General features: G+C 61.6%; 21 protein-coding genes. 15 read left to right on the forward strand and 6 right to left on the reverse strand.

From position 1 onward, the window contains the following. Position 1 precedes the first annotated feature (1 nt). Positions 2 to 766: an enoyl-CoA hydratase-related protein gene (locus ACZ25R_RS01505; RefSeq protein WP_472459778.1), complete on the reverse strand. Its 765-nt coding sequence runs from the start codon at positions 764 to 766 to the stop codon at positions 2 to 4. A gap of 136 nt (positions 767 to 902) precedes the next feature. On the opposite strand from ACZ25R_RS01505, the gene ACZ25R_RS01510 reads away from it, so the two are divergent. Genes ACZ25R_RS01510 through ACZ25R_RS01540 form a run of 7 tightly spaced genes read left to right on the forward strand, consistent with a single transcriptional unit; the run spans position 903 to position 8,485 of the window. Further along, positions 903 to 3,200, forward strand: coding sequence for a bifunctional salicylyl-CoA 5-hydroxylase/oxidoreductase (locus tag ACZ25R_RS01510; protein ID WP_472459779.1), 2,298 nt, complete (start codon positions 903 to 905; stop codon positions 3,198 to 3,200). Continuing rightward, positions 3,201 to 3,965: an SDR family NAD(P)-dependent oxidoreductase gene (locus ACZ25R_RS01515; protein WP_472459780.1), complete on the forward strand. Its 765-nt coding sequence runs from the start codon at positions 3,201 to 3,203 to the stop codon at positions 3,963 to 3,965. Continuing rightward, entirely contained in the window at positions 3,962 to 4,465 is a 504-nt protein-coding gene (locus tag ACZ25R_RS01520; protein WP_463013472.1) for a MarR family winged helix-turn-helix transcriptional regulator, read from the forward strand. The genes ACZ25R_RS01515 and ACZ25R_RS01520 overlap by 4 nt, the downstream gene beginning before the upstream one ends. Beyond that, positions 4,458 to 5,270 carry an enoyl-CoA hydratase family protein gene (locus tag ACZ25R_RS01525; RefSeq protein ID WP_472459781.1) on the forward strand — a complete coding sequence of 271 codons (813 nt, stop codon included), beginning with the start codon at positions 4,458 to 4,460 and terminating at the stop codon, positions 5,268 to 5,270. Before ACZ25R_RS01520 ends, ACZ25R_RS01525 begins: the two co-directional genes overlap by 8 nt. Position 5,271: 1 nt before the next feature. Then, on the forward strand, positions 5,272 to 6,426 hold the full coding sequence (locus ACZ25R_RS01530) for an acyl-CoA dehydrogenase family protein (RefSeq protein ID WP_472459782.1): 1,155 nt from the start codon (positions 5,272 to 5,274) through the stop codon (positions 6,424 to 6,426). A gap of 5 nt (positions 6,427 to 6,431) precedes the next feature. Then, on the forward strand, positions 6,432 to 8,057 hold the full coding sequence (locus ACZ25R_RS01535) for an AMP-binding protein (RefSeq protein WP_472459783.1): 1,626 nt from the start codon (positions 6,432 to 6,434) through the stop codon (positions 8,055 to 8,057). 29 nt (positions 8,058 to 8,086) lie between these two features. Further along, positions 8,087 to 8,485, forward strand: coding sequence for a RidA family protein (locus ACZ25R_RS01540; RefSeq protein WP_472459784.1), 399 nt, complete (start codon positions 8,087 to 8,089; stop codon positions 8,483 to 8,485). A 23-nt stretch (positions 8,486 to 8,508) separates the two neighbouring features. Here the strand turns inward: ACZ25R_RS01540 and ACZ25R_RS01545 are convergent, their stop codons facing one another. From ACZ25R_RS01545 to ACZ25R_RS01565, 5 genes are read right to left on the reverse strand one after another with little or no spacing between them, the layout of a single operon-like run. After that, entirely contained in the window at positions 8,509 to 9,009 is a 501-nt protein-coding gene (locus ACZ25R_RS01545; RefSeq protein WP_472459785.1) for a GAF domain-containing protein, read from the reverse strand. A gap of 23 nt (positions 9,010 to 9,032) precedes the next feature. Further along, on the reverse strand, positions 9,033 to 9,773 hold the full coding sequence (locus tag ACZ25R_RS01550; RefSeq protein WP_472459786.1) for an ABC transporter ATP-binding protein: 741 nt from the start codon (positions 9,771 to 9,773) through the stop codon (positions 9,033 to 9,035). Next, positions 9,770 to 10,606 (reverse strand): ABC transporter ATP-binding protein, encoded by an 837-nt coding sequence (locus tag ACZ25R_RS01555; protein ID WP_472459787.1) that lies wholly within the window; start codon positions 10,604 to 10,606, stop codon positions 9,770 to 9,772. The genes ACZ25R_RS01550 and ACZ25R_RS01555 overlap by 4 nt, the downstream gene beginning before the upstream one ends. Continuing rightward, positions 10,603 to 11,508 carry an ABC transporter permease gene (locus ACZ25R_RS01560; RefSeq protein WP_472459788.1) on the reverse strand — a complete coding sequence of 302 codons (906 nt, stop codon included), beginning with the start codon at positions 11,506 to 11,508 and terminating at the stop codon, positions 10,603 to 10,605. Before ACZ25R_RS01560 ends, ACZ25R_RS01555 begins: the two co-directional genes overlap by 4 nt. A 9-nt stretch (positions 11,509 to 11,517) precedes the next feature. Next, positions 11,518 to 12,546 carry an ABC transporter permease gene (locus ACZ25R_RS01565; protein WP_472459802.1) on the reverse strand — a complete coding sequence of 343 codons (1,029 nt, stop codon included), beginning with the start codon at positions 12,544 to 12,546 and terminating at the stop codon, positions 11,518 to 11,520. Positions 12,547 to 12,788: 242 nt separating this feature from the next. Here ACZ25R_RS01565 and ACZ25R_RS01570 point away from each other — a divergent pair, with 242 nt between their 5' ends. From ACZ25R_RS01570 to ACZ25R_RS01605, 8 genes are all read left to right on the forward strand, one after another. After that, on the forward strand, positions 12,789 to 13,370 hold the full coding sequence (locus tag ACZ25R_RS01570; RefSeq protein WP_472459789.1) for a helix-turn-helix domain-containing protein: 582 nt from the start codon (positions 12,789 to 12,791) through the stop codon (positions 13,368 to 13,370). A 51-nt stretch (positions 13,371 to 13,421) separates the two neighbouring features. Next, positions 13,422 to 15,011 carry an ABC transporter substrate-binding protein gene (locus tag ACZ25R_RS01575; protein WP_472459790.1) on the forward strand — a complete coding sequence of 530 codons (1,590 nt, stop codon included), beginning with the start codon at positions 13,422 to 13,424 and terminating at the stop codon, positions 15,009 to 15,011. A 72-nt stretch (positions 15,012 to 15,083) separates the two neighbouring features. Beyond that, on the forward strand, positions 15,084 to 16,172 hold the full coding sequence (locus ACZ25R_RS01580; protein ID WP_346305722.1) for a M24 family metallopeptidase: 1,089 nt from the start codon (positions 15,084 to 15,086) through the stop codon (positions 16,170 to 16,172). Positions 16,173 to 16,284: 112 nt separating this feature from the next. Continuing rightward, a complete protein-coding gene (locus ACZ25R_RS01585; RefSeq protein ID WP_403184719.1) occupies positions 16,285 to 16,872 on the forward strand; it encodes an ANTAR domain-containing response regulator in 588 nt (195 codons plus the stop codon). Positions 16,873 to 16,902: 30 nt separating this feature from the next. Beyond that, a complete protein-coding gene (locus ACZ25R_RS01590) occupies positions 16,903 to 18,177 on the forward strand; it encodes a CmpA/NrtA family ABC transporter substrate-binding protein (protein WP_472459803.1) in 1,275 nt (424 codons plus the stop codon). 348 nt (positions 18,178 to 18,525) lie between these two features. Further along, positions 18,526 to 19,824 (forward strand): CmpA/NrtA family ABC transporter substrate-binding protein, encoded by a 1,299-nt coding sequence (locus tag ACZ25R_RS01595; protein ID WP_472459791.1) that lies wholly within the window; start codon positions 18,526 to 18,528, stop codon positions 19,822 to 19,824. Between the two features lie 10 nt (positions 19,825 to 19,834). Continuing rightward, positions 19,835 to 20,725, forward strand: a complete 891-nt coding sequence (gene ntrB, locus ACZ25R_RS01600) for a nitrate ABC transporter permease (protein ID WP_472459792.1) — start codon at positions 19,835 to 19,837, stop codon at positions 20,723 to 20,725. A 13-nt stretch (positions 20,726 to 20,738) separates the two neighbouring features. Beyond that, on the forward strand, positions 20,739 to 21,042 hold a 304-nt coding region (locus ACZ25R_RS01605; protein ID WP_472459793.1), incomplete at its 3' end, for an ATP-binding cassette domain-containing protein.

Below are 21,042 nucleotides of genomic sequence, written 5' to 3' on the forward strand. Positions count from 1 at the left end.
GCTAGCGCCCCCGGAATTCGGGTTGGCGCTTGGCGCGGAAGGCGGCAATGCCCTCGGCCTTGTCGTCGGTGGACAAGAGCAATTCGAAGGACCGGCGTTCCAGCGCCAGGGCATTCTGATCGTCCAGTGCTGTCAGCACCGCCTGCTTGACGAACTGCTGGGCCAGCGGCGCGCCCTTGGCGAGTTTGGCGGCAATATTTTCAGCCGCCACAAGGCTTTCCCCGGCAGGGGTGCCGTGCGACGCGATACCCCAGTCGAACGCATCGGCGCCGCTGATGGTTTCACCGGTGAGCAGCAGGCGCATCGCCCGGGATTTTCCCAGAAGCGCTGTCAGCCGCTGGATGCCGCCGGCACCGGGAATAAGGCCGAGCCGGATTTCCGGCTGTCCGAAGGTGGCGTTGCCGGCCGCAACGATCAGGTCGCAGCGCTGCGCCAGTTCAAATCCGCCGCCGAGACAATAGCCCTCGACCGCCGCGATCAGCGGCTTGCGCACCCTGGCGATGGCGTCCCATGCATGCAGGCGCAGATCGTGCACGCCATCCACGGATGTCTTGTCGGCGATTTCGCCGATGTCAGCGCCAGAAGCAAAATTGCCCTCGGCGCCGGTGAGGATGATGGTGCGGATTTCGGGGTCGCGGTCAAAGCGCGCGAGGCTGTCGGCCAGCTGCTTGAGCATGCTGGTATTCAGCGCGTTACGCGCCTCGGGGCGTGCCAATGTCAGGATGGCGTAACCATCCTTCACGTCGGTTTGGATATAGTTTTCCATATCGCATCCCCCTGCAGTTTGCTCTGCTTGACCTGACTATCCCTATAAATCGGAAATTATTCAAGCTTGAAATTTCATGCTTGAAATTATTTTGATGCGGTGACACGATAAGCAAGGTCAAACGGGAGTATGCCTGATGAAGATCGCCTGTCTTGGAGGAGGGCCCGCCGGTCTCTATTTCGCGATCAGCATGAAGCTGCGCGATCCCGGCCACGACATCACGGTGATCGAGCGCAACAGGGCCGATGACACGTTCGGCTGGGGCGTGGTGCTGTCAAGCGAGACCCTGTCCAATCTCGCCGCCAACGATCCCGTCAGTGCCGATGCGATCCGCGACCATTTCGCCTATTGGGACGATATTGCCGTTCATTTTAAGCAGACCGAGACGGTGTCGACCGGCCACGGCTTTTGCGGCATCGGGCGCAAGACGCTGCTGATGCTGCTGCAGGAGCGGGCGCGCGCGCTCGGCGTAGAACTGCAGTTTGAAACACCTGTTGAAGACATCGCCGCTCTCGCCAAGAATTACGATCTGGTCGTTGCCGCCGACGGGTTGAATTCCCGCGCCCGCTCGACCTTTGCCGCGCATTTCAAGCCGGAAATCGACACGCGCAAATGCAAGTTCGTTTGGCTTGGCACACACCAGAAATTCGACAACGCCTTCACCTTCATTTTCGAGGAGACGGAGCACGGCTGGGTCTGGGCGCATGCCTACCAGTTCGATGCGGATACCGCGACATTCATCGTCGAATGCAGTCAGCAGACCTGGGACAAGTTCGGCTTTGGCGCAATGAGCCAGCAGGAGTCGATTGCGGTCTGCGAGCGGATCTTCGCCAACTATCTTGGCGGCCATGCGCTGATGACCAATGCCAACCATATCCGCGGTTCCGCCTGGATCAGTTTCCCGCGCGTGCTGTGCGAAAAGTGGTCCCACGACAATGTGGTCCTGCTGGGGGATGCGGCGGCGACCGCGCATTTCTCCATCGGTTCCGGCACCAAGCTGGCGCTGGAAAGCGCGATTGCGTTGGCTGGTTATCTGCATTCGGAAAAGTCTGTTGCGGACGCCTTTGCCAAATACGAGGACGAACGGCGGCTGCAGGTATTGCGCCTGCAATCGGCGGCGCGCAATTCGCTCGAATGGTTCGAGGAGGTCGAGCGCTATTTCGATCTCGATCCGGTCCAGTTCAACTATTCGCTTCTGACCCGCTCGCAGCGCATCAGCCATGAAAACCTGCGGCTGCGTGACAGGGCGTGGCTGGGGAGCGCCGAAGCCTGGTTTCAGGAAAAGGCCGGGGCGAAGAGGGGGACGCAGCGCGCACCGATGTTTGCGCCGTTCAAACTGCGTGATCTGACCCTGAAGAACCGCATCGTGGTCTCGCCGATGGCGCAGTACAAGGCCGTCGACGGCACACCCACCGACTGGCATCTCGTCCACTATGGCGAGCGCGCCAAGGGCGGGGCGGGTCTGGTGACCATCGAGATGACCTGCGTCAGTCCGGAAGGGCGGATCACGCCTGGCTGCACTGGCATGTATGCGCCGGAGCATGAAGCGGCGTGGAAGCGGATTGTCGGTTTCATCCATGCGGAGACCGGTGCGAAGATCAGCTGCCAGCTTGGCCATTCCGGTGCGAAGGGCTCGACGCGCCTTGGCTGGGAGGGAACGGATGTGCCGCTGCCTGACGGCAACTGGCCGGTTCTGTCCGCCTCCGACCTGCCGTGGTCAGCGGACAACCAGACCCCCATCGCCATGACCCGCGCCGATATGGACCGGGTGCGGGACCAGTTCGTTGCCTCGGCCGAAATGGCTGACCGGGCCGGGTTCGACATGCTGGAAATCCACGCGGCGCATGGCTATCTGCTGTCGTCGTTCATAACGCCTGTCATGAACAACCGCACCGACGCCTATGGCGGCTCCCTGGAAAACCGCATGCGCTATCCCCTGGAGATTTTCCGTGCGGTGCGTCTTGTCTGGCCGTCGGGAAAACCGATTTCCATGCGCATTTCCGCCAATGACTGGGTGGGCGAGAAAGGCATAACCCCGCAGGATGCTGTCGAGATCGCGCGGATGCTGCAGGAGGCGGAGGTCGATATCTGCGACGTGTCGGCCGGGCAGACCTCGATAGACGCCAAGCCGGTGTATGGCCGCATGTTCCAGACGCCGTTCTCCGACCGCATCCGCAACGAGACGGGCATGGCAACCATGGCCGTCGGCAATATCTACGAGCCGGATCATGCCAATTCCATCCTGCTTGCGGGCCGTGCCGATCTGGTGTGCCTTGCACGCCCGCATCTCGCCGATCCCTACTGGACCCTGCATGCGGCCGTGGCGCTGGGTGACAAGGGCGTGGACTGGCCGAAACCCTATTATCCCGGCCGGGACCAGATGTACCGGCTGGCGGAGCGTGCCGAAGTCATTGCTCCCATCGAGGGCGCGTAGATGACACGGTCGCTGCAAGGCAAGGTCGCATTGGTCACCGGCGGTGGTTCCGGCGTCGGCGCCGCCATCGCGCTTGCCCTGGCGGGCGAGGGTGTAAAGGTGGTGATCGCGGGACGCCGGATGGATGCCTTGAATGAGATCGCGGCACAGTCGGAACGCATTATTCCCATCGCTGCCGATGTCACGGATGAGGGCTCGTCCCGCCATCTGTTCGAGCGCATCCGCAGCGACGTCGGACCGCTCGACATCGCCATTGCCAATGCCGGGTCGGCTGCCAGCACACCATTCCAGAAACTTGACCTTGCGACATGGCAAAGCCAGATCGATCTCAACCTGACCGGCGTGTTCCTGACCTTCCAGCAGGGATTGGCGGATATGCTGGCGAAAAATGACGGGCGGCTGATTGCCATTGCCTCGACGGCGGGCCTGAAAGGCTATCCCTATGTCTCAGCCTATGCCGCGGCCAAGCACGGCGTGATCGGGCTGGTGCAATCGCTGGCGCTGGAACTGGCGAAGTCCGGGGTGACAGTCAATGCCGTCTGTCCCGGCTTCACCGAAACGCCGATGCTTGAACGCGCCATCGAAACGATCATGCAGAAAACCGGCAAGAGCCATGCGGATGCCGTTGCAGCCCTCGTTGCATCCAATCCGCAGAAACGTCTGATCCAGCCTGCGGAGATCGCGCAGACGGTGCTCTGGCTGTGCGGGCCGCATTCCGGCTCCGTCACCGGGCAGGCCATATCCATTTCAGGAGGCGAAGTATGAGCAGCAAGACCAGCCCGTCCGCCGCCCGCAAAGCCGGGCCCGAGCAGGTGAAGCAGAGCCTGCGCGTCTGGCTGAAAATGCTCAAGGCGACCAAGCATGTCGAGGCGGTGGTGCGCGAAAACCTGCGGGTCGAGTTCGATACGACCCTGCCGCGTTTCGACGTCATGGCGGCGCTCTACCGGTTCGAGGAAGGGCTGAAAATGAGCGAGCTCTCCTCGGCGCTGCGGGTTTCCAACGGCAATGTCACCGGCATCATCGAGCGGCTCGTGTCGGATGGCGCGGTGCTGCGGGTGCCGGTTGCGGGCGACAAACGCGCCATGCTGGTCCGGCTGACCCAGCGGGGCCGGGATGAATTCGCGCGGATGGCCGCCGCGCATGAGCTCTGGATCAACGAGATTTTCGGCAGCCTGCCGGTGGATGTGACAGCCGGGCTGCTCGCCACGCTGGATACGATTGAACATGCGCAGGGACTGCACAGCGAGGGGGAACACGATGCGTGAGATGGCAAATTACACGGCGACCCATTTCAAATGGCATGTCACCGACGGCATCGCGGTCATCTCGCTTGACCGGCCGGAGCGCAAGAACCCGCTGACATTCGACAGCTATGCCGAACTGCGCGACTGTTTTCGCGCGCTCGTCTATGCCGATGACATCAAGGCCGTGTTTTTCGGTTCCAATGGCGGCAATTTCTGCTCGGGCGGCGATGTGCACGACATCATCGGACCGCTTCTGAAGATGGACATGAAGAGCCTGCTGGAATTCACCCGCATGACGGGCGATCTGGTCAAGGCCATCATGCATTGTGGCAAGCCGGTTATCGCCGCCGTGGATGGCGTGTGCGTGGGTGCAGGCGCCATCATCGCCATGGCGTCCGATCTGCGTCTGGCGACACCGGCCGCCAAAACCGCCTTCCTGTTCACGCGCGTTGGGCTTGCCGGCTGCGATATGGGCGCCTGCGCCATCCTGCCACGGATCATCGGCCAGGGCCGCGCGGCAGAGCTGCTTTATACCGGACGCAGCATGTCGGCCGAAGAGGGCGAGCGCTGGGGCTTTTACAACCGCATTGTCGCGCCGGATGTATTGGAAGATGAGGCGTTGAAACTGGCAAGGCGGCTCGCCGACGGGCCGACATTCGGCCATATGATGACCAAGACGATGCTGAACCAGGAATGGTCCATGTCGATCGATCAGGCCATCGAGGCGGAAGCGCAGGCGCAGGCGCTGTGCATGCAGACGCAGGATTTCCAGCGTGCCTATGATGCCTTCGTTGCGCATCAGACCCCCGTGTTCAGGGGCGACTGAGATGATGGACCGCAGCTTCCTGTCATGGCCCTTCTTCGACGATGTGCATCGGCGGCTCGCCGATGCGGTGGAGTTGTGGGCCATGGACAACACCGGCCACATCGACCACGAAAATGTCGATGACGCCTGCCGAGGGCTGGTTGCCAGGCTTGGAGAAGCCGGTCTTCTCCAACACACGGCGGTTGATCCGGCAGCCGGCGGCAAGCTCGACGTGCGTAGCCTTTGCATCATCCGCGAAACGCTGGCGCGGCACGACGGTCTGGCGGATTTCGCCTTTGCCATGCAGGGGCTCGGTACCGGCGCGCTCTCCCTGTTCGGGACCGATGCGCAGAAGCGGGAATGGCTGACGCGGACGCGGGCGGGCAAGGCGCTCTCGGCCTTCGCCCTCAGCGAACCGCAGTCGGGATCCGACGTTGCCAATCTTGAACTGTCAGCCGTGCGCGATGGGGACGGATTTGTCCTCAATGGCGAGAAGACCTGGATTTCCAATGGCGGCATCGCCGATGTCTATACGGTGTTTGCCCGCACCGGCGAGGGGGAGGGTGCCAAGGGCATTTCTGCCTTCATCGCACCCGCGGATACGCCAGGCCTGATCATTGCCGAACGCCTCGAGGTGATAGCCCCGCATCCGCTGGCGCGGCTGGTCTTCGACGATTGCCGGATTCCGGCATCCGCTCTCATCGGTTCACCGGGGCAGGGCTTCCGCATTGCCATGTCGGTGCTTGATGTTTTCCGCTCGACCGTGGCGGCGGCCGCGCTGGGCTTTGCCCGCCGGGCGCTGGATGAAGCGGTCAACCGCGCCAATGGCCGCCATCTCTTCGGTGCACCCATGTCCGACCTGCAGATGGTGCAGGGGCATATCGCCGACATGGCGCTCGATATCGATGCGGCGGCGCTGCTCGTCTACCGGGCGGCGTGGCTGAAGGACAGCGGTGCCGAGCGGGTCAGCCGGGAAGCCGCGATGGCCAAGCTCTACGCCACCGACCGCGCGCAGAGCGTGATCGACAAGGCGGTTCAGATTCACGGCGGCGATGGCGTGCGCAAAGGCAGTGTCGTCGAGCGCCTCTACCGGGAAATCAGGGCATTGCGCATCTATGAAGGTGCGTCGGACGTACAAAAAATAATCATCGCAAGGCATGAACTTGCAAGGGGATAAAGAGAATGTTGGGACCATCGGCGCATACGGATCACTTTACCCGGGATAATCTTCCTCCGCTCGAGGAATGGCCGGAACTGCTGATGGAGAATTTCCAGTATCCGGAATGGCTGAACGCCGCCGTGGAACTGACCGATGCGATGGTCGCCAAGGGTTTCGGCGACAATACGGCGCTGATCGGCAATGGCCGCCGTCGTACCTACAAGGAACTGACCGACTGGACCAACCGCATTGCCCATGCGCTGGTCGAAAATTACGGTGTCGAGCCAGGCAACCGTATTCTGATCCGCTCCGCCAACAATCCGGCCATGGTTGCCTGCTGGCTGGCGGCAACCAAGGTGGGCGCCGTCGTCGTCAATACCATGCCGATGCTGCGGGCCGGCGAACTCACCCAGATCGTCGACAAGGCGCAGATCTCCCTGGCGCTGTGCGATACGCGGCTGCTGGAAGACATGGAGACCTGCGCCAAAACAAGCAGGTTCCTCAAACGCGTTGTCGGCTTTGACGGAACCGCCAATCACGAGGCGGAACTGGACCGGATCGCGCTCGACAAATCCGTGCGCTTCGAGGCGGTGAAGACCGGCCGTGACGATGTCGCGCTGCTCGGCTTCACGTCGGGCACCACAGGCGAGCCGAAGGCGACGATGCACTTTCATCGCGATCTTCTCATCATCGCCGACGGCTATGCGAAGGAAGTGCTTGATGTGCGGCCAGACGATGTATTCGTGGGCTCGCCGCCGCTTGCCTTCACCTTCGGTCTTGGCGGACTGGCGATCTTCCCCCTGCGGTTCGGCGCGGCGGCAACTCTTCTGGAACAGGCGACACCGCCGAAAATGATCGACATCATCGAGACCTACAAGGCAACGATCAGCTTTACCGCACCGACCGCCTACCGGGTCATGCTGCAGGCGATGAACGAGGGCGCGGACCTTTCCTCGCTGCGCATCGCGGTTTCGGCAGGCGAGACGCTGCCGGCGCCGATCTACGAAGCCTGGATGCAGAAGACCGGCAAGCCGCTGCTCGACGGTATCGGCGCCACGGAAATGCTGCACATCTTCATCAGCAACCGGCTGGAGGATTCGGGGCCGGGCAAGACGGGCAAGCCCGTCAGCGGCTACCAGGCCATTATAGTCGACGAGGCGATGCGCGAAGTGCCGCGCGGCGAGATCGGCAGGCTGGCGGTGCGCGGGCCGATCGGCTGCCGCTATCTCGCCGACAAGCGCCAGAAGAACTATGTGCGCGACGGCTGGAACCTGACCGGCGACTCCTTTTTTCAGGACGCGGATGGCTATTTCCATTTTGCCGCGCGCTCCGACGACATGATCATCTCCGCCGGTTACAACATTGCCGGTCCCGAGGTGGAGGCGGCACTGCTCGCCCATCCCGACGTCAGCGAATGTGCGGTCATCGGCGCTCCCGACGCGGAGCGCGGCCAGATCGTGCAGGCGCATGTGGTGCTGCAGGCGGGTGTGGCGGCCAGCGAGGAAACAGCCAAGCGCTTGCAGGACCATGTCAAACAGGTCATAGCGCCGTACAAATATCCGCGCTCGATCAAATTCCTCGATGCGCTGCCCAAGACGGCGACCGGGAAAATACAGCGCTTTCAATTGCGCAAGGCATATCAGCAATAACCCATTTAATAATCAGGCAGGAAACTCGAATGGCAGAGATCATACACCCGCAGGGCTGGCCGGCGGCAAAGGGATACTCCAACGGCATGGCAGCCGAGGGGAAGGTCATCTTTGTCGGCGGCCAGATCGGCTGGACCAAGGACCAGACATTCGAGACCGATGATTTCGTCGAGCAGGCCGAGCAGGCGATGCGCAACATTGTCGATATCCTGGCAAGCGCCGGTGCCGAGACAACCGATCTCGTGCGGCTGATCTGGTTCATCACCGACAAGAAGGTCTATGTCGCCGAACAGAAACGGCTGGGCGAAGCCTATCGCCGCGTTTTCGGCCGGCACTATCCGGCGATGACCCTGGTACAGGTCGTGGCCCTCCTGGAAGATCGCGCCTTGGTTGAAATCGAGGCGACAGCCGTCATTCCTGCCCGCTGATTGCGCGGGCAGGAGCGCACCGTCTAGGCGGCTTTGCTGGCCGCCAGAAACGCCAGCTTGGCCGGAATGGCCAGCAGTTTGGAACGCTCGACCCGCTCCGGCGTGTAGTGGTGCTCGACATCGAGGCAATTGACCGTGCCGAGCAGCTCGCCCGCAATCACCACGGGAATGTTGATGACCGAGCCGCAGCCGAGCGCCCAGATCGTTTCATGGTCGGAAAACACCGTCGCGATATCGGCGATGGTGTTGGCAACGAAGGACTGCCGGTCCTTGTGCACGGTGTCGAACCAGCGGTCATAGTGGATCGGCTTGGTGCCGGACACCGGATAGCTTTCGGCGTCGGATGTGTATTCACGGCGGGCGAGCTCGTTCTTCATGTCGACGGTCATGATGGTGAACAGCTTGGCGCCGATGATCTTCTGCGACAGCGTCTGCAATGCCTGCCACGGCGCTTCGGCATGGGTGCCCGCGGCAATGGCCGCGTCAAATTCGGCCAGAGCCGTTGCTACTTCATCCTGTGTCATTTTCATTTCCTTGGGGTCATTGTTCAACCGGCATGCGCGACGCTGATATCCATCAGTTCACGCGAATAGGTTTCCTGAAGCGCACCGCGCTTGAGGTCGGCCACAGCGGCGATCTCGACGATCCGCCCGTGGCGCATCACCGCCAGACGGTCGCAGAGGAAGGACACGACGGGCAGGTTGTGGGTAACCATGAGGAAGGTGAGGTTCTGTTCGCGGCGCAGGCGCTTCAGAAGGTTGAGAATCTCAGCCTGCACCGAGACATCAAGCGCCGAGGTCGGCTCGTCCAAAAGCAGCAGCTTGGGTTCAAGCATCAGGGCGCGGGCGATGGCGACGCGCTGGCGCTGGCCGCCGGACAATTGATGGGGATAGCGGAAGCGGAATTTGCGGTCGAGCCCGACCGCAACCAGCATATCCTCGACCCGGCCGTTCTGGTTGCCGATGCTGTGGATGGCCAGCGGTTCGCTCAGGATGGCATCGATGGTCTTGCGCGGATGCAGCGAGCCGTAGGGGTCCTGGAACACCATCTGGCAATGCCGGGCGAAATGCTGGTCGATACCATGCGTGCGCGGCCGGCCGAAAGCGGTGATCGAGCCGGTCCATTGCGGTGCGAGACCGGCAACCGCCTTCAGCACCGTCGATTTGCCGGAGCCGCTTTCACCGACCAGCGCAAAGCTCTCGCCCTCCGCGATATCGAGGGTGATGCCGTGGGTGATCTGCGTCTCGCCATAGGAGATGTCGAGATGTTTCAGGGAAAGCGCGGTCATTTAGCCACCCATGCGCTGCGGTCGAGAACAGGCAGCTCGTCACGCGTTTCATCGAGCCGCGGAATGGCGGCAATCAGCCCGCGCGTATAGGGATGCACGGCGTTGCGCAATTCGCCCGCCTGGCATTCCTCGACGATCTCGCCGGTGTTCATCACCAGTATGCGGTCGCAATAGCTGGAGACGAGGTTGAGATCGTGGCTGATGAAGATCAGGCCCATGCCTTTGCGTTTGACCTGCTCGTCGATGATATCGAGAACCTGTGCCTGCACCGAGACATCGAGCGCTGAGGTCGGCTCGTCGGCAATCAGCAGATCGGGCTCGGGGATGAGCATCATGGCGATCATCACCCGCTGGCCCATGCCGCCGGAAATTTCGTGCGGGTAGAGGCTGGCGACGCGTTCAGGATCATCGATACGCACCGATTCGAGCATGGTGAGCACGCGCTGCCGGGTTTCCCGGCGGGGCAGGCGCTGGTGGGTCTGCAGCGCTTCGGCAATCTGTTCGCCCACGGTCATGACGGGATTGAGCGAGAATTTCGGATCCTGCATCACCATGGAAATGCGGGCACCGCGAATACCGCGCATTGCCTTCTCTGACTGTTGCAGCAGGTCGATACCATCGAAACGGAACCTGTCCGCACGGATCGTTCCCGGTGCGCGGATGAGTTTGAGGATGGCGCGCCCGGTCATCGATTTGCCCGAGCCGCTTTCGCCGACAATCCCCAGCCGTTCGCGGCCAAGCGTGAAGGAGACACCGCGCACCACGTCGACGACGCCCTTGTGCGTGGGGAAGGAGACCCGCAGGTTTTCAATCTCAAGCAGGGGCGTACTCACCGCTGTTCTCCGCTTTTGGGATCGAGGACATCGCGCAGGCCGTCGCCGAGGAAGCAGAAGCCGAGGCTGACGATGATGATGGCAAAGCCCGGCATGGTGGCGACCCACCATTGGTCGAGAATGAACGAGCGGCCGCGCGCAATCATGGCGCCCCATTCGGGCAGCGGCGGCTGCGCCCCAAGGCCGATGAAGCCGAGACCGGCGGCGGTCAGGATGATGCCGGCCATGTCGAGCGTGACGCGCACGATCATCGAGGAGGTGCACAGCGGCAGCACATGGCCGAGAATGACCCGCAGCGACGATGCGCCCTGCAGGCGGATGGCGGCAATGAACTCCGCATTCTTGAAGGTGAGTGTTTCCGCCCGGGCGATGCGCGCATAACCGGGCCATGAGGTGATGGCGATGGCGATGATGGCGTTCTCGATGCCGGGCCCCAATGCCGCGACGAGGGCGAGCGCCAGGATGAGTTTCGGCATGGACAGGAAAATATCGGTGACACCCATGAGGACGCGGTCAATCCATCCGCCGAAATATCCGGCGATGGCGCCGATGATCAGTCCGGCGGGCGCGGCCAGCACCGCGACCAGCACGACGATGACCAGCGTGATGCGCGCGCCGTAGACGACGCGGGACCAGATATCCCGGCCCAGCTCGTCGGTGCCCATCCAGTTGCCGTTGCCGGGCGGCAGCAGGCGCTGCGCCAGATCCTGCTTCAGCGGATCATGGGTTGCGATCAGCGGCGCGAAGATCGCTGTGAGGATCAGCACCAGAATGATGATCGCGCCGACGGCTGCCAGCGGATTGCGCGACAGGGCGCCACATATCCGGTAGAGGCGGCCGAGCCGGGCCTGCAGGCGGGAGGCGGGGCTGTCATCGATCAGCCAGCTGTGGACGTTTGCCATCAAGAGCTCCTAACGCGCACGGGGATCGAGGACGCGGTAGAGCACGTCGGAAATCTTGTTGATGCCGATGAACACCGCGCCGATCACCAGCGTGGCACCGAGAACGGCGGACATGTCGGCATTGAGCAGCGCTACGGTGAGATAATTGCCGATGCCCGGCCAGGAGAAGATCGTCTCGATCATCACCGAGCCCTCCAGCAGGCCCGCATAGGAAAGGCCGATCACGGTGATCAGAGGAACCAGAATGGGACGGAAGGCATGGCGCCAGATGACCAGCCGTTCCGACACGCCTTTGACGCGCGCTGTCGTCACATATTCCTGCGACAGCTGGTCGAGCATGAAGGAGCGCGTCATGCGCGCGATATAGGCAAGGCTGAAGAAGCCGAGCACGGAGGCGGGCAAGGCCAGATGCCAGAGCGCATTGACAAAAATCTCGGTTTCACCGGCAAGCAGGCTGTCGATCAGCACGATGCCGGTGACGGGGTCGACGAGGCCATCATAGAAGATGTCGAGGCGGCCGGGTCCCGCGACCCATTTCAGGCGGGCATAGAAGACGGCAAGGCCGACAAGGCCGAGCCAGAAAGCAGGCACGGCATAGCCCAAAAGCCCGATCACCCGGATGACCTGATCAACGAGGCTGCCCCGGCGGCTCGCCGCATAGACACCCATGGGAACGCCGAGCAGGACGCCGATGATGATGCCGAGCGTTGCCATTTCGAGTGTTGCGGGAAACACGCGCTTCAGGTCGTCGAGAACGAGTTTGCCTGTGGACACGGATGTGCCGAGATCGCCCGACAGGACCGAGCCGACATAGCGGATAAACTGGATCGGCGCCGGCTGGTCGAGGCCCATCTGTATCCGCGCTGCTTCATAGACAGCGCGCGGCGCCCGGTCGCCCACGACGGCCAGAACCGGGTCGATGGGAACCACGCGGCCGATGAAGAAGGTGATTGCCAGAAGCCCGAGAAAGGTGATGAGCACGGAGACGGTGAACCCGGCGAGCCCAAGCAGCAGGCGGGCGCCACGGCTCCTGTGCAAGCCCGGCCGTCTGACCGGCTTGGCGGCAATATCTGCCACTGTTTCGGATTCGAATGCCAAACCCAGAGCCTTCCCCATTTTGGGCCATTGGGTTGGCCCATGTGTGTCGATTGTTCCCGTTGATCCCGGTCTGAAAGTCGGGGGTGCAATGACACTTTCCCTGACCTTGCCGAAGATTCTGCTTGGACCATACAAAAATTTTTGCTTAGATCAAAGAAATTTTACTGGGATTGGAATCGTCCATGACGTCCGAACTTCGCAACGCTGCGCCACAGCCCAAGGTCGGGGCCATGATCCGGGCACGCCGGCGGCAACTGCAGCTGACATTGCAGGAAATCTGCGACGCTGCAGGTATTTCGGTCGGCTATCTCAGCCAGGTCGAGCGCGATCATGCCACACCATCGCTGGGAACGCTTGCACAGATTGCACGCAGTCTCGACGTCGGGGTGGATTATTTCATTGCCACGCCCACGGCGGAAGATGCGCTGACCCGTGAGGGCGAGCGGCAGAAGTTTTCGGTCGACGGTTCTTCCATTGTCTATGAACAGATCGCTGCGGATTTTGCCGGGAACGTCCTCTCGTCCGTCATCATGCACATACCAGCGGGTTATCGTTCCGAAACGGTCAGCCACGAAGGCGAAGAAATCCTCTACGTGCTGGAGGGTGCCATCACCCACAGGCTCGATGACGAGGAGGTGGTGATCTCGGCGGGCGACAGCCTGCATTTTCGCGGCAACCGGCCCCATGCCTGGTGGAATGACACCGACAGAACGGCGCGGGTTCTGTGGACTGGGACATTGCCCGTGTTCCGGCCCCGGCTCTGAAACCTTCAACAAAAAACCCAACAACAAGAACAATCCAGAGGAGAATGAAGAATGAAACTGTTCAAGGCGGCATTGCTGGCCGCTTCCATGATCGTACCGGCAGCACCGCTTGCCCATGCGGCAACGCCGGGCAATGCGCTTGTCGTGGCCCAGAATATCGACGACATCGTCAGCATCGATCCGGCCGAGGCCTATGAATTCACCTCGGGTGAATATGTGACCCAGACCTATGACCGTCTGGTGCAGTATGATGCGCCCGATGTGAAGACGCTGGCGCCAGGTCTGGCGACAGCGTGGACGGCGGATGATGCCGCCAGGAACATCACCTTCACCCTGCGGGACGGGGTGAAATTCACATCCGGCAACCCGCTGCGTGCGGAAGACGTGGTCTATTCCTGGAAGCGCGTCATCGCGCTGAACAAGGCGCCCGCCTTCATCCTGGCACAGCTGGGCTGGACCCCTGCAAACTATGACAAGATGGTCACGGCTTCGGGCAATAAGATCGTCGTCAAATATGATGGCGATTTCTCGTCCGCCTTTGTGCTCAACGTTCTTGCCGCCCGCCCGGCCTCGATCATCGATGCCGTGACGGTACAGGGCCACGAAGCCAATGGCGACATGGGCAATGCCTGGCTCAAGGCGAATTCCGCTGGCACAGGCCCCTTCGTCCTGAAGGCTTTCCGTCCGGCCGAGATCATCAACCTTGCCGGTAATCCCAACTATTTCGGCGGCGCACCGGCAATGAAGTCGGTCATCATCCGCCATGTGGCGGAGGCGGCGACGCAGCAATTGCTGCTTGAATCCGGCGATGTGGACATTGCCAAGAACCTGACGCCGGATCAGGTCGCCAGCCTTTCGACCAAGGGTACGGTCAATGTGGAGACCTATCCGCAGGCCGCCGTGCATTTCCTCAGCCTGAACCAGAAGGACGAGGCGCTGACCAATCCGGCCATCTGGGAGGCCGCGCGCTACCTCGTCAACTACAAGGGCATGACGGACTCGTTCCTCAAGGGCCAGATGCAGGTGCATCAGGCATTCTGGCCGGCGGGTTTCCCCGGATCGCTGGATGAGACGCCCTATACCTATGATCCGGCCAAGGCGAAGAAGATCCTTGCCGATGCCGGCGTGAAAACCCCGATCAAGGTCACGCTCGACGTGATCAACTCGACGCCGTTCACTGACATGGCGCAGTCGCTGCAGGCGGGCTTTGCCGAAGCCGGGATCAACTTCAACATCATTCCGGGGACGGGCAGCCAGGTCATTACCAAATACCGTGCCCGCACCCACGAAGCCATGCTGCTCTATTGGGGTCCGGATTTCATGGATCCGGATTCGAACGCCAAGGCATTTGCCTTCAACGAGGACAATTCGGACGGCAATTACCAATCGACCACCACGTGGCGCAATGGCTGGGCGGTGCCTGCCGAACTCAATGCTAAAACGAAGGCGGCGCGTGCTGAGGCGGACCAGTCCAAGCGCAATCAGATGTATGTCGACCTGCAGAAGCAGGTGCAGGCGAAATCACCGATCATCGTCATGTTTCAGGCGGCCACACAGGTTGCGCTCGCCAAGACTGTTTCGGGCTATGTGAACGGTGCAACATCGGACTTCGTCTTCTACCGCCTCGTGAAGAAGAACTGACCAGAAACTTTAAAGGCCGTCCGGATCGTCGGGCGGCCTTGCCACGGCATCCATAACAACGGGAATAGTAAAATGTCTGAACTTCGGATGGCGCGCCTGCGGGAGCGCATGGCTGAAACCGGAACCGATCTTGTCGTCGTCGGTCCGTCCTCGCACATGGTCTGGCTTGCTGGGCTCTCGCCCCATGGCGATGAGCGGCCGGTCATGCTGTTTGTCGGCAGGGATCACGCCGGGATATTGATGCCGGCACTCAATGCCGACAGCTCGCGCCAGCATACCGACCTGCCGTTCTACCCATGGACGGATGGCGAGGGTCCCGATGCGGCGCTGGCCGCTGTTTTGAAAGACGTCGTCGGGACAAAACAGGATATCAGGATCGCGCTCGATGAAACGATGCGGGCGGATTTCGCCCTGCTGGTGATCGATGCATTGCCGGGTGCCAGGCGCACCTTCCTCAACGACACCGTCGGCTATCTGCGCGCCCGCAAGGACGAGGCGGAATATGCCGCGCTCAAGGCCAATGCGCTCATCAATGACGGTGCGATGCGTGCGGCTTTTGCCGCGTTGAAGCCCGGCGTGACCGAGCTCGAGATTGCCGGTGTTGTCCGGGACTACTACAAGGCAAACAATGCGAAGCCGGAATTCACCAGCGTCTGTTTCGGTGAAAATGGCGCATATCCGCACCATCACACCGGCGAGCGCGTGCTGAAGGCCAATGAAGCGGTGCTGATCGACATTGGCGGGCGCAGTGACGGCTATCCCAGCGACATGACCCGCGTTGCCGTCTGCGGTGAAACGCCCGCGGATTTCGACAAGGTGCACGCGGTTCTCGATGCTGCCGTCAAGGCGGCGCTGGCTGCGGCCAAACCGGGGGTTGCCGCCAAGGAAGTCGACAAGGCGGCACGCGATGTCATCACCCAGGCGGGTTACGGTGAATATTTCCTGCACCGCACCGGCCATGGCATGGGCATCGACATCCACGAGCCGCCCTATATCACCGCGACTTCCGAGGCCATTCTCGAGGACGGGCATGTGTTCTCGATCGAGCCGGGCATTTACCTCAGCGGCAAATTCGGCGTCCGCCTAGAGGAGATCGTCATCATGCGCGGCAACAGGGCGGAAGTGCTGTCCGAACTGCCGCGGGCTGCCTTCAAGGCCTGATCCATTGCGCAGAAGGCGGCCGTTTCGGGTGCGAAGCGGCCGCCCGCACTACTTTTGTTGATGTGCGCTAATGTAGCATTGCACAATTTGAGGGCATGCGCAAAATTAAGGCATGTCTACACCGCTATCGATCATGGTCTTCGACGAAAACCGTATCCGCGCTTCCATTATCGAAGAGGGATTGCGGGAGGCCGGCCATGATCGCGTCGTTGTTTTGCACGACATCGTCGGGCTTGCCCGGCAGATCGAGCGGATCGCGCCCGATGTCATCGTCATCGATATCGAAACCCCCAATCGCGACATGCTGGAGCATCTGTTCCAGCTCAGCCGTTCCGTGCGCAAGCCGATCGCCATGTTTGTCGACAGCTCCGATACTGCGTCGATCGAGGCGGCGGTGGATGCCGGTGTGTCCGCCTATGTGGTCGACGGCCTGAAGAAGGAGCGCGTCAAACCCATTCTCGACATGGCGGTCAGCCGCTTCAAGGCTTTCAGCCGGCTGCAGCAGGAACTGGCGGAGGCAAAGAGTGCCCTGGAAGAGCGCAAGGTCGTCGAGCGCGCCAAGGGCATTTTGATGAAATCGCGCACAATATCGGAAGACGAGGCTTATGCGCTGCTGCGGCAGGCCGCCATGAACGAGAAGAAGAAGCTTGCCGATATTGCCCAGAGCGTCGTCATGGCGGCAGCCATGCTCGGAAGCTAGAAAGAGAGGTTGGCCGTGAGTTTTATCCGGATGGACAATGGCCAGGGCATGGGCGGCGGCCTCGCGGCGCCGGCAGCGGTCCGCCGTGACGGCGTCTCCGTCGTTCGCGCCGGCTTCATTCCGCTTGTCGATGCTTCGGTTCTCATCGCGGCGGCTGAATTCGGATTCGCCGCGCGCGAAGGCATTCAACTTGAACTTGTGAAAGACGTGTCCTGGGCCAATATCCGGGATCGGCTGGCTTTCCGGCAGTTTGATATCGCGCACATGCTGGCGCCCATGCCGGTCGCCTCCGCCCTGGGGCTCGGTTCCAATCCGTCAGCGGTCATCACGCCGTTCACGCTGGGGCGGGGCGGCAATGCCATTACCCTGTCGGTGAAGCTGTATCGCCGCATGCAGGCGCTGGCGGATCTGGCCGGAGACGAGGGCGCACTTGCCAATGCCGAAGCCCTCAAGTGCGTGATTGACGACATAAAGGTTCGCGGCGAGCCATTGCCGGTGCTTGGTACGACCTATCCGTTTTCATCGCACAATTATGAGCTGCGCTATTGGCTGGCGGCCGGCGGCATCCATCCGGACCGCGACGTCAAACTGGTGGTCGTGCCGCCGCCCATGACATCCGATGCCCTGTCGGCGGGGGCCATCGACGGCTTCTGCGTGGGTGCGCCGTGGAACATGGTGGCCGTCGCCCGCGAAGTCGGACGGATCGTTGCGGTCAAGGAGGATATCTGGCCGTCCAGTCCCGAGAAGGTCATCGGCGTGCGGCCGGAATGGGCGGAGACCAATCCTGAAACATTGGCGAGGCTGATCGTCGCGCTGGATCGCGCCGCCGCATGGTGCGATGTGCCGGACAATCGACGCGTCCTTGCCGAGCTATTGGCCGAGCCGCGTTATATCGATGCGCCGGAGGACATCCTGCACCGGGTTCTCATGGGCAGGTTCACCACTGACCCGGATGGACACGAGCGGACGGTCTCCGACTACTTCACCTTCCATCGCGATGGCGCGAATTTTCCGTGGATCAGCCAGGCGCAGTGGATATTCAGCCAGATGGTGCGGTGGGGGCAGGTTGATCACTCCAAGGAAAAGCAGGAAAAGGTCGCGACCGCCTTCCGTCCCGATCTCTACCGCCATGCGCTGGGACCCCGCGCCGACATACCGTCGGCGGATGTGCGCGTGGAGGGCGGCCAGCGCCAGGACGGGTTCATCGATGGGGCTGTCTTCGATCCCCAGGACATTCCCGCCTATCTCAAGGGCTTCAATGTCCACAATCTTGAAAACCCCGTTGCAACCCGGGACGAGGCCTGATGGGCAGAATTTGTGCTCTGCACAATAAATGAGCGGGTTTGGTGGCCGTTCTGCCCATTTCGCCTGCGCCGCTCTTCGACTGCCGTCGGTGAAAAATAGCTGGACTATAAAAATATATATCAATTACAATAGCTTATAAATATAATCTCCGGTTGGCACGCTTATTGCTTTTATAAAACCGTTCCGTCAACGAAGACAGGAACCGCGAGCATCGCCATCGGATGCTTTCAAAGACACAGACGTCGCTTGGGCGAGTTCATTCACCGGATCGGGTGAATGCACTTCATCCGGCGGCGTTTTTTTATGGCTCAAGCTGCACCAGAAGCAGCGCTGCGAAGGGGAATTGCGATGAAGGTGATTTTGCCGACAGGCTTGACAAGACGAACGCTTTTGCGGGCAGGCGGCACGCTGGCGCTGCTGGCGGCGGCAAAGGCTGCGCTTCCCGGCGGCGCCCATGCGGCCGCTGCCGGACCCGAGACCACCAAGGCGACGCTCGGTTTCATTGCGCTGACGGATGCGTCGCCGTTGATCGTTGCCAAGGAAAGGGGCCTTTTTGCCAAACACGGCATGCCCGATGTCGAGGTGGTCAAGCAGGCATCGTGGGGCACGACGCGGGATAATCTGGTGCTCGGCTCGGCGGGCAATGGCATTGACGGCGCGCATATCCTGACGCCGATGCCGTATCTCATCAGTGCCGGCAAGGTCACCCAGAACAATCAGCCCCTGCCGATGGTCATCCTCGCACGCCTCAATCTGGATGCGCAGGGTATTTCGGTTGGTTCGGCCTATGCCGGTCTGAAAGCCGGGGTCAATTCAGGAGTCCTCAGGGAAGCCTTTGCCAGGAAGAAGGCGGAAGGCACTGCGGCAAAGGCCGCGATGACCTTTCCCGGCGGCACGCACGATCTGTGGATCCGCTATTGGCTGGCCGCCGGCGGGATCGACCCGGACAAGGACGTGGAAACCATCGTGGTTCCACCGCCGCAGATGGTCGCCAACATGAAGGTCGGCACCATGGACTGCTTCTGTGTCGGCGAACCGTGGAATGCGCAGCTCGTCAATCAGGGCATCGGCTATACTGCGGTCAACACGGCAGAAATCTGGGCCAAGCATCCGGAAAAGTCCTTCGCCATGCGGGCGGACTGGGTAGAGAAAAATCCCAATGCCACCAAGGCCCTGCTGATGGCGGTGATGGAGGCGCAGCAATGGGCTGATGATCTCGCCAACAAGGACGAACTGGCGGCCATGGTCGGCAAGCGCGCGTGGTTCAATGTGCCTGCAACCGATATCGCCGGGCGCTTGAAGGGCGACTATGACTATGGTTCAGGACGCGTCGAGACAGCCAGCCCGCATCTGATGAAGTTCTGGCGCGATCACACATCCTATCCCTTCCAGAGCCATGAAAAATGGTTCCTGACCGAGAATATCCGCTGGGGCAAATTTGCACCGGACACCGATATTTCAGCACTGGTCGGCAAGGTGAACCGCGAGGACATCTGGCGCGACGCCGCCAGGGAACTCGGCGTTGCCGCCGCCGATATTCCGGCTTCGACATCACGCGGTCCCGAAACCTTTTTCGATGGCAAGGTGTTCGATCCGGACGCCCCGCAAACCTATCTCGCCAGCCTTGAAATCAAACGTTTTGCGTGAGGAAACCGGCATGACAGCCAGCCCCGTTCCCATCCGTCCGACCGAAAAGCCCCAGGCGGCCAACATCATGACGCTTTCCCTCCCGCCGAAGACCGGTTCACCCCGCCGCCTGCCGCCATGGCTCACCTCCCTGGCGGCACATGTGGTACCGCCCATCATCACGCTGGTCTTCCTGCTGGTGCTGTGGGAAATCCTCTGTTCCTCGCCGACGGCAAGCGTGCCGCCGCCCTCACGGGTGGTCTCGGAGACCTGGGAGCTGATCATCCATCCGTTCTATGCCGGACAGGGTGTCGATCAGGGGCTGTTCTGGCATATCCTCGCCAGCCTCCGGCGGGTCGCCATGGGCTATTGTCTCGCCGCCGTGGCGGGCATTGCGCTCGGCACCCTTGTCGGGCAGAGCGAATGGGCGATGCGCGGGCTCGATCCGATCTTTCAGGTGCTGCGCACGGTGCCGCCGCTCGCCTGGCTGCCCCTGTCGCTGGCCGCTTTCAAGGACGGCAACCCTTCCGCGATCTTCGTGATTTTCATCACGGCCATCTGGCCGATCATCATCAATACCGCCGTCGGCATCAGGAACATTCCGCAGGACTACCAGAATGTCGCGCGGGTGCTGCGTCTCAACCAGTTCGAATATTTCACCAGGATCATGATCCCCGCCGCCGCGCCCTATATCTTCACGGGCCTGCGCATCGGCATCGGCCTGTCGTGGCTGGCCATCGTGGCCGCCGAGATGCTGATCGGCGGCGTCGGCATCGGGTTCTTCATCTGGGACGCGTGGAACTCGTCGCGCATCAGCGACATCATCCTGGCCCTGATCTATGTCGGCATTGTCGGCTACCTGCTCGACCGCGCCATCGCCTTCGTCGCCCGGACCGTCACCCGCAACACCGCAAGCGCTTGAGGAAGCCATCATGATGTCGAAACCCTATCTCTCCCTCGAACAGATCGACATGGTGTTCAGCCGTGGCGGCGCCAGCACGCAGGTTCTCAATCAGGTCTCGCTGAGCGTCGACAAAGGCGAGTTCATCTCGATCATCGGCCATTCCGGTTGCGGAAAATCCACGCTGCTCAACATCGTCGCCGGACTGACGCAGGCGACGCGCGGCGTGGTGTTTCTCGAAGGCACTGTTGTCGACACGCCGGGCCCTGATCGCGCGGTGGTGTTCCAGAACCATTCGCTGCTGCCCTGGCTGACGGTCTATGAAAACGTCAAGCTGG

Source organism: Phyllobacterium sp. RCAM01083, from assembly GCF_055685835.1.

What these genes read in the sequence shown, in the direction of transcription:
- ACZ25R_RS01595 (WP_472459791.1), top strand. Translation starts at nt 18,526, where the DNA reads ATGAAGGTGATTTTGCCGACAGGCTTGACAAGACGAACGCTTTTGCGG.
- ACZ25R_RS01520 (WP_463013472.1), top strand. Translation starts at nt 3,962, where the DNA reads ATGAGCAGCAAGACCAGCCCGTCCGCCGCCCGCAAAGCCGGGCCCGAG.
- ACZ25R_RS01505 (WP_472459778.1), bottom strand. Translation starts at nt 766, where the DNA reads ATGGAAAACTATATCCAAACCGACGTGAAGGATGGTTACGCCATCCTG.
- ACZ25R_RS01510 (WP_472459779.1), top strand. Translation starts at nt 903, where the DNA reads ATGAAGATCGCCTGTCTTGGAGGAGGGCCCGCCGGTCTCTATTTCGCG.
- ACZ25R_RS01560 (WP_472459788.1), bottom strand. Translation starts at nt 11,508, where the DNA reads ATGGCAAACGTCCACAGCTGGCTGATCGATGACAGCCCCGCCTCCCGC.
- ACZ25R_RS01515 (WP_472459780.1), top strand. Translation starts at nt 3,201, where the DNA reads ATGACACGGTCGCTGCAAGGCAAGGTCGCATTGGTCACCGGCGGTGGT.
- ACZ25R_RS01530 (WP_472459782.1), top strand. Translation starts at nt 5,272, where the DNA reads ATGATGGACCGCAGCTTCCTGTCATGGCCCTTCTTCGACGATGTGCAT.
- ACZ25R_RS01580 (WP_346305722.1), top strand. Translation starts at nt 15,084, where the DNA reads ATGTCTGAACTTCGGATGGCGCGCCTGCGGGAGCGCATGGCTGAAACC.
- ACZ25R_RS01590 (WP_472459803.1), top strand. Translation starts at nt 16,903, where the DNA reads ATGGACAATGGCCAGGGCATGGGCGGCGGCCTCGCGGCGCCGGCAGCG.
- ACZ25R_RS01535 (WP_472459783.1), top strand. Translation starts at nt 6,432, where the DNA reads ATGTTGGGACCATCGGCGCATACGGATCACTTTACCCGGGATAATCTT.
- ACZ25R_RS01550 (WP_472459786.1), bottom strand. Translation starts at nt 9,773, where the DNA reads ATGACCGCGCTTTCCCTGAAACATCTCGACATCTCCTATGGCGAGACG.
- ACZ25R_RS01525 (WP_472459781.1), top strand. Translation starts at nt 4,458, where the DNA reads ATGCGTGAGATGGCAAATTACACGGCGACCCATTTCAAATGGCATGTC.
- ACZ25R_RS01575 (WP_472459790.1), top strand. Translation starts at nt 13,422, where the DNA reads ATGAAACTGTTCAAGGCGGCATTGCTGGCCGCTTCCATGATCGTACCG.
- ACZ25R_RS01540 (WP_472459784.1), top strand. Translation starts at nt 8,087, where the DNA reads ATGGCAGAGATCATACACCCGCAGGGCTGGCCGGCGGCAAAGGGATAC.
- ntrB (WP_472459792.1), top strand. Translation starts at nt 19,835, where the DNA reads ATGACAGCCAGCCCCGTTCCCATCCGTCCGACCGAAAAGCCCCAGGCG.
- ACZ25R_RS01570 (WP_472459789.1), top strand. Translation starts at nt 12,789, where the DNA reads ATGACGTCCGAACTTCGCAACGCTGCGCCACAGCCCAAGGTCGGGGCC.
- ACZ25R_RS01585 (WP_403184719.1), top strand. Translation starts at nt 16,285, where the DNA reads ATGTCTACACCGCTATCGATCATGGTCTTCGACGAAAACCGTATCCGC.
- ACZ25R_RS01545 (WP_472459785.1), bottom strand. Translation starts at nt 9,009, where the DNA reads ATGACACAGGATGAAGTAGCAACGGCTCTGGCCGAATTTGACGCGGCC.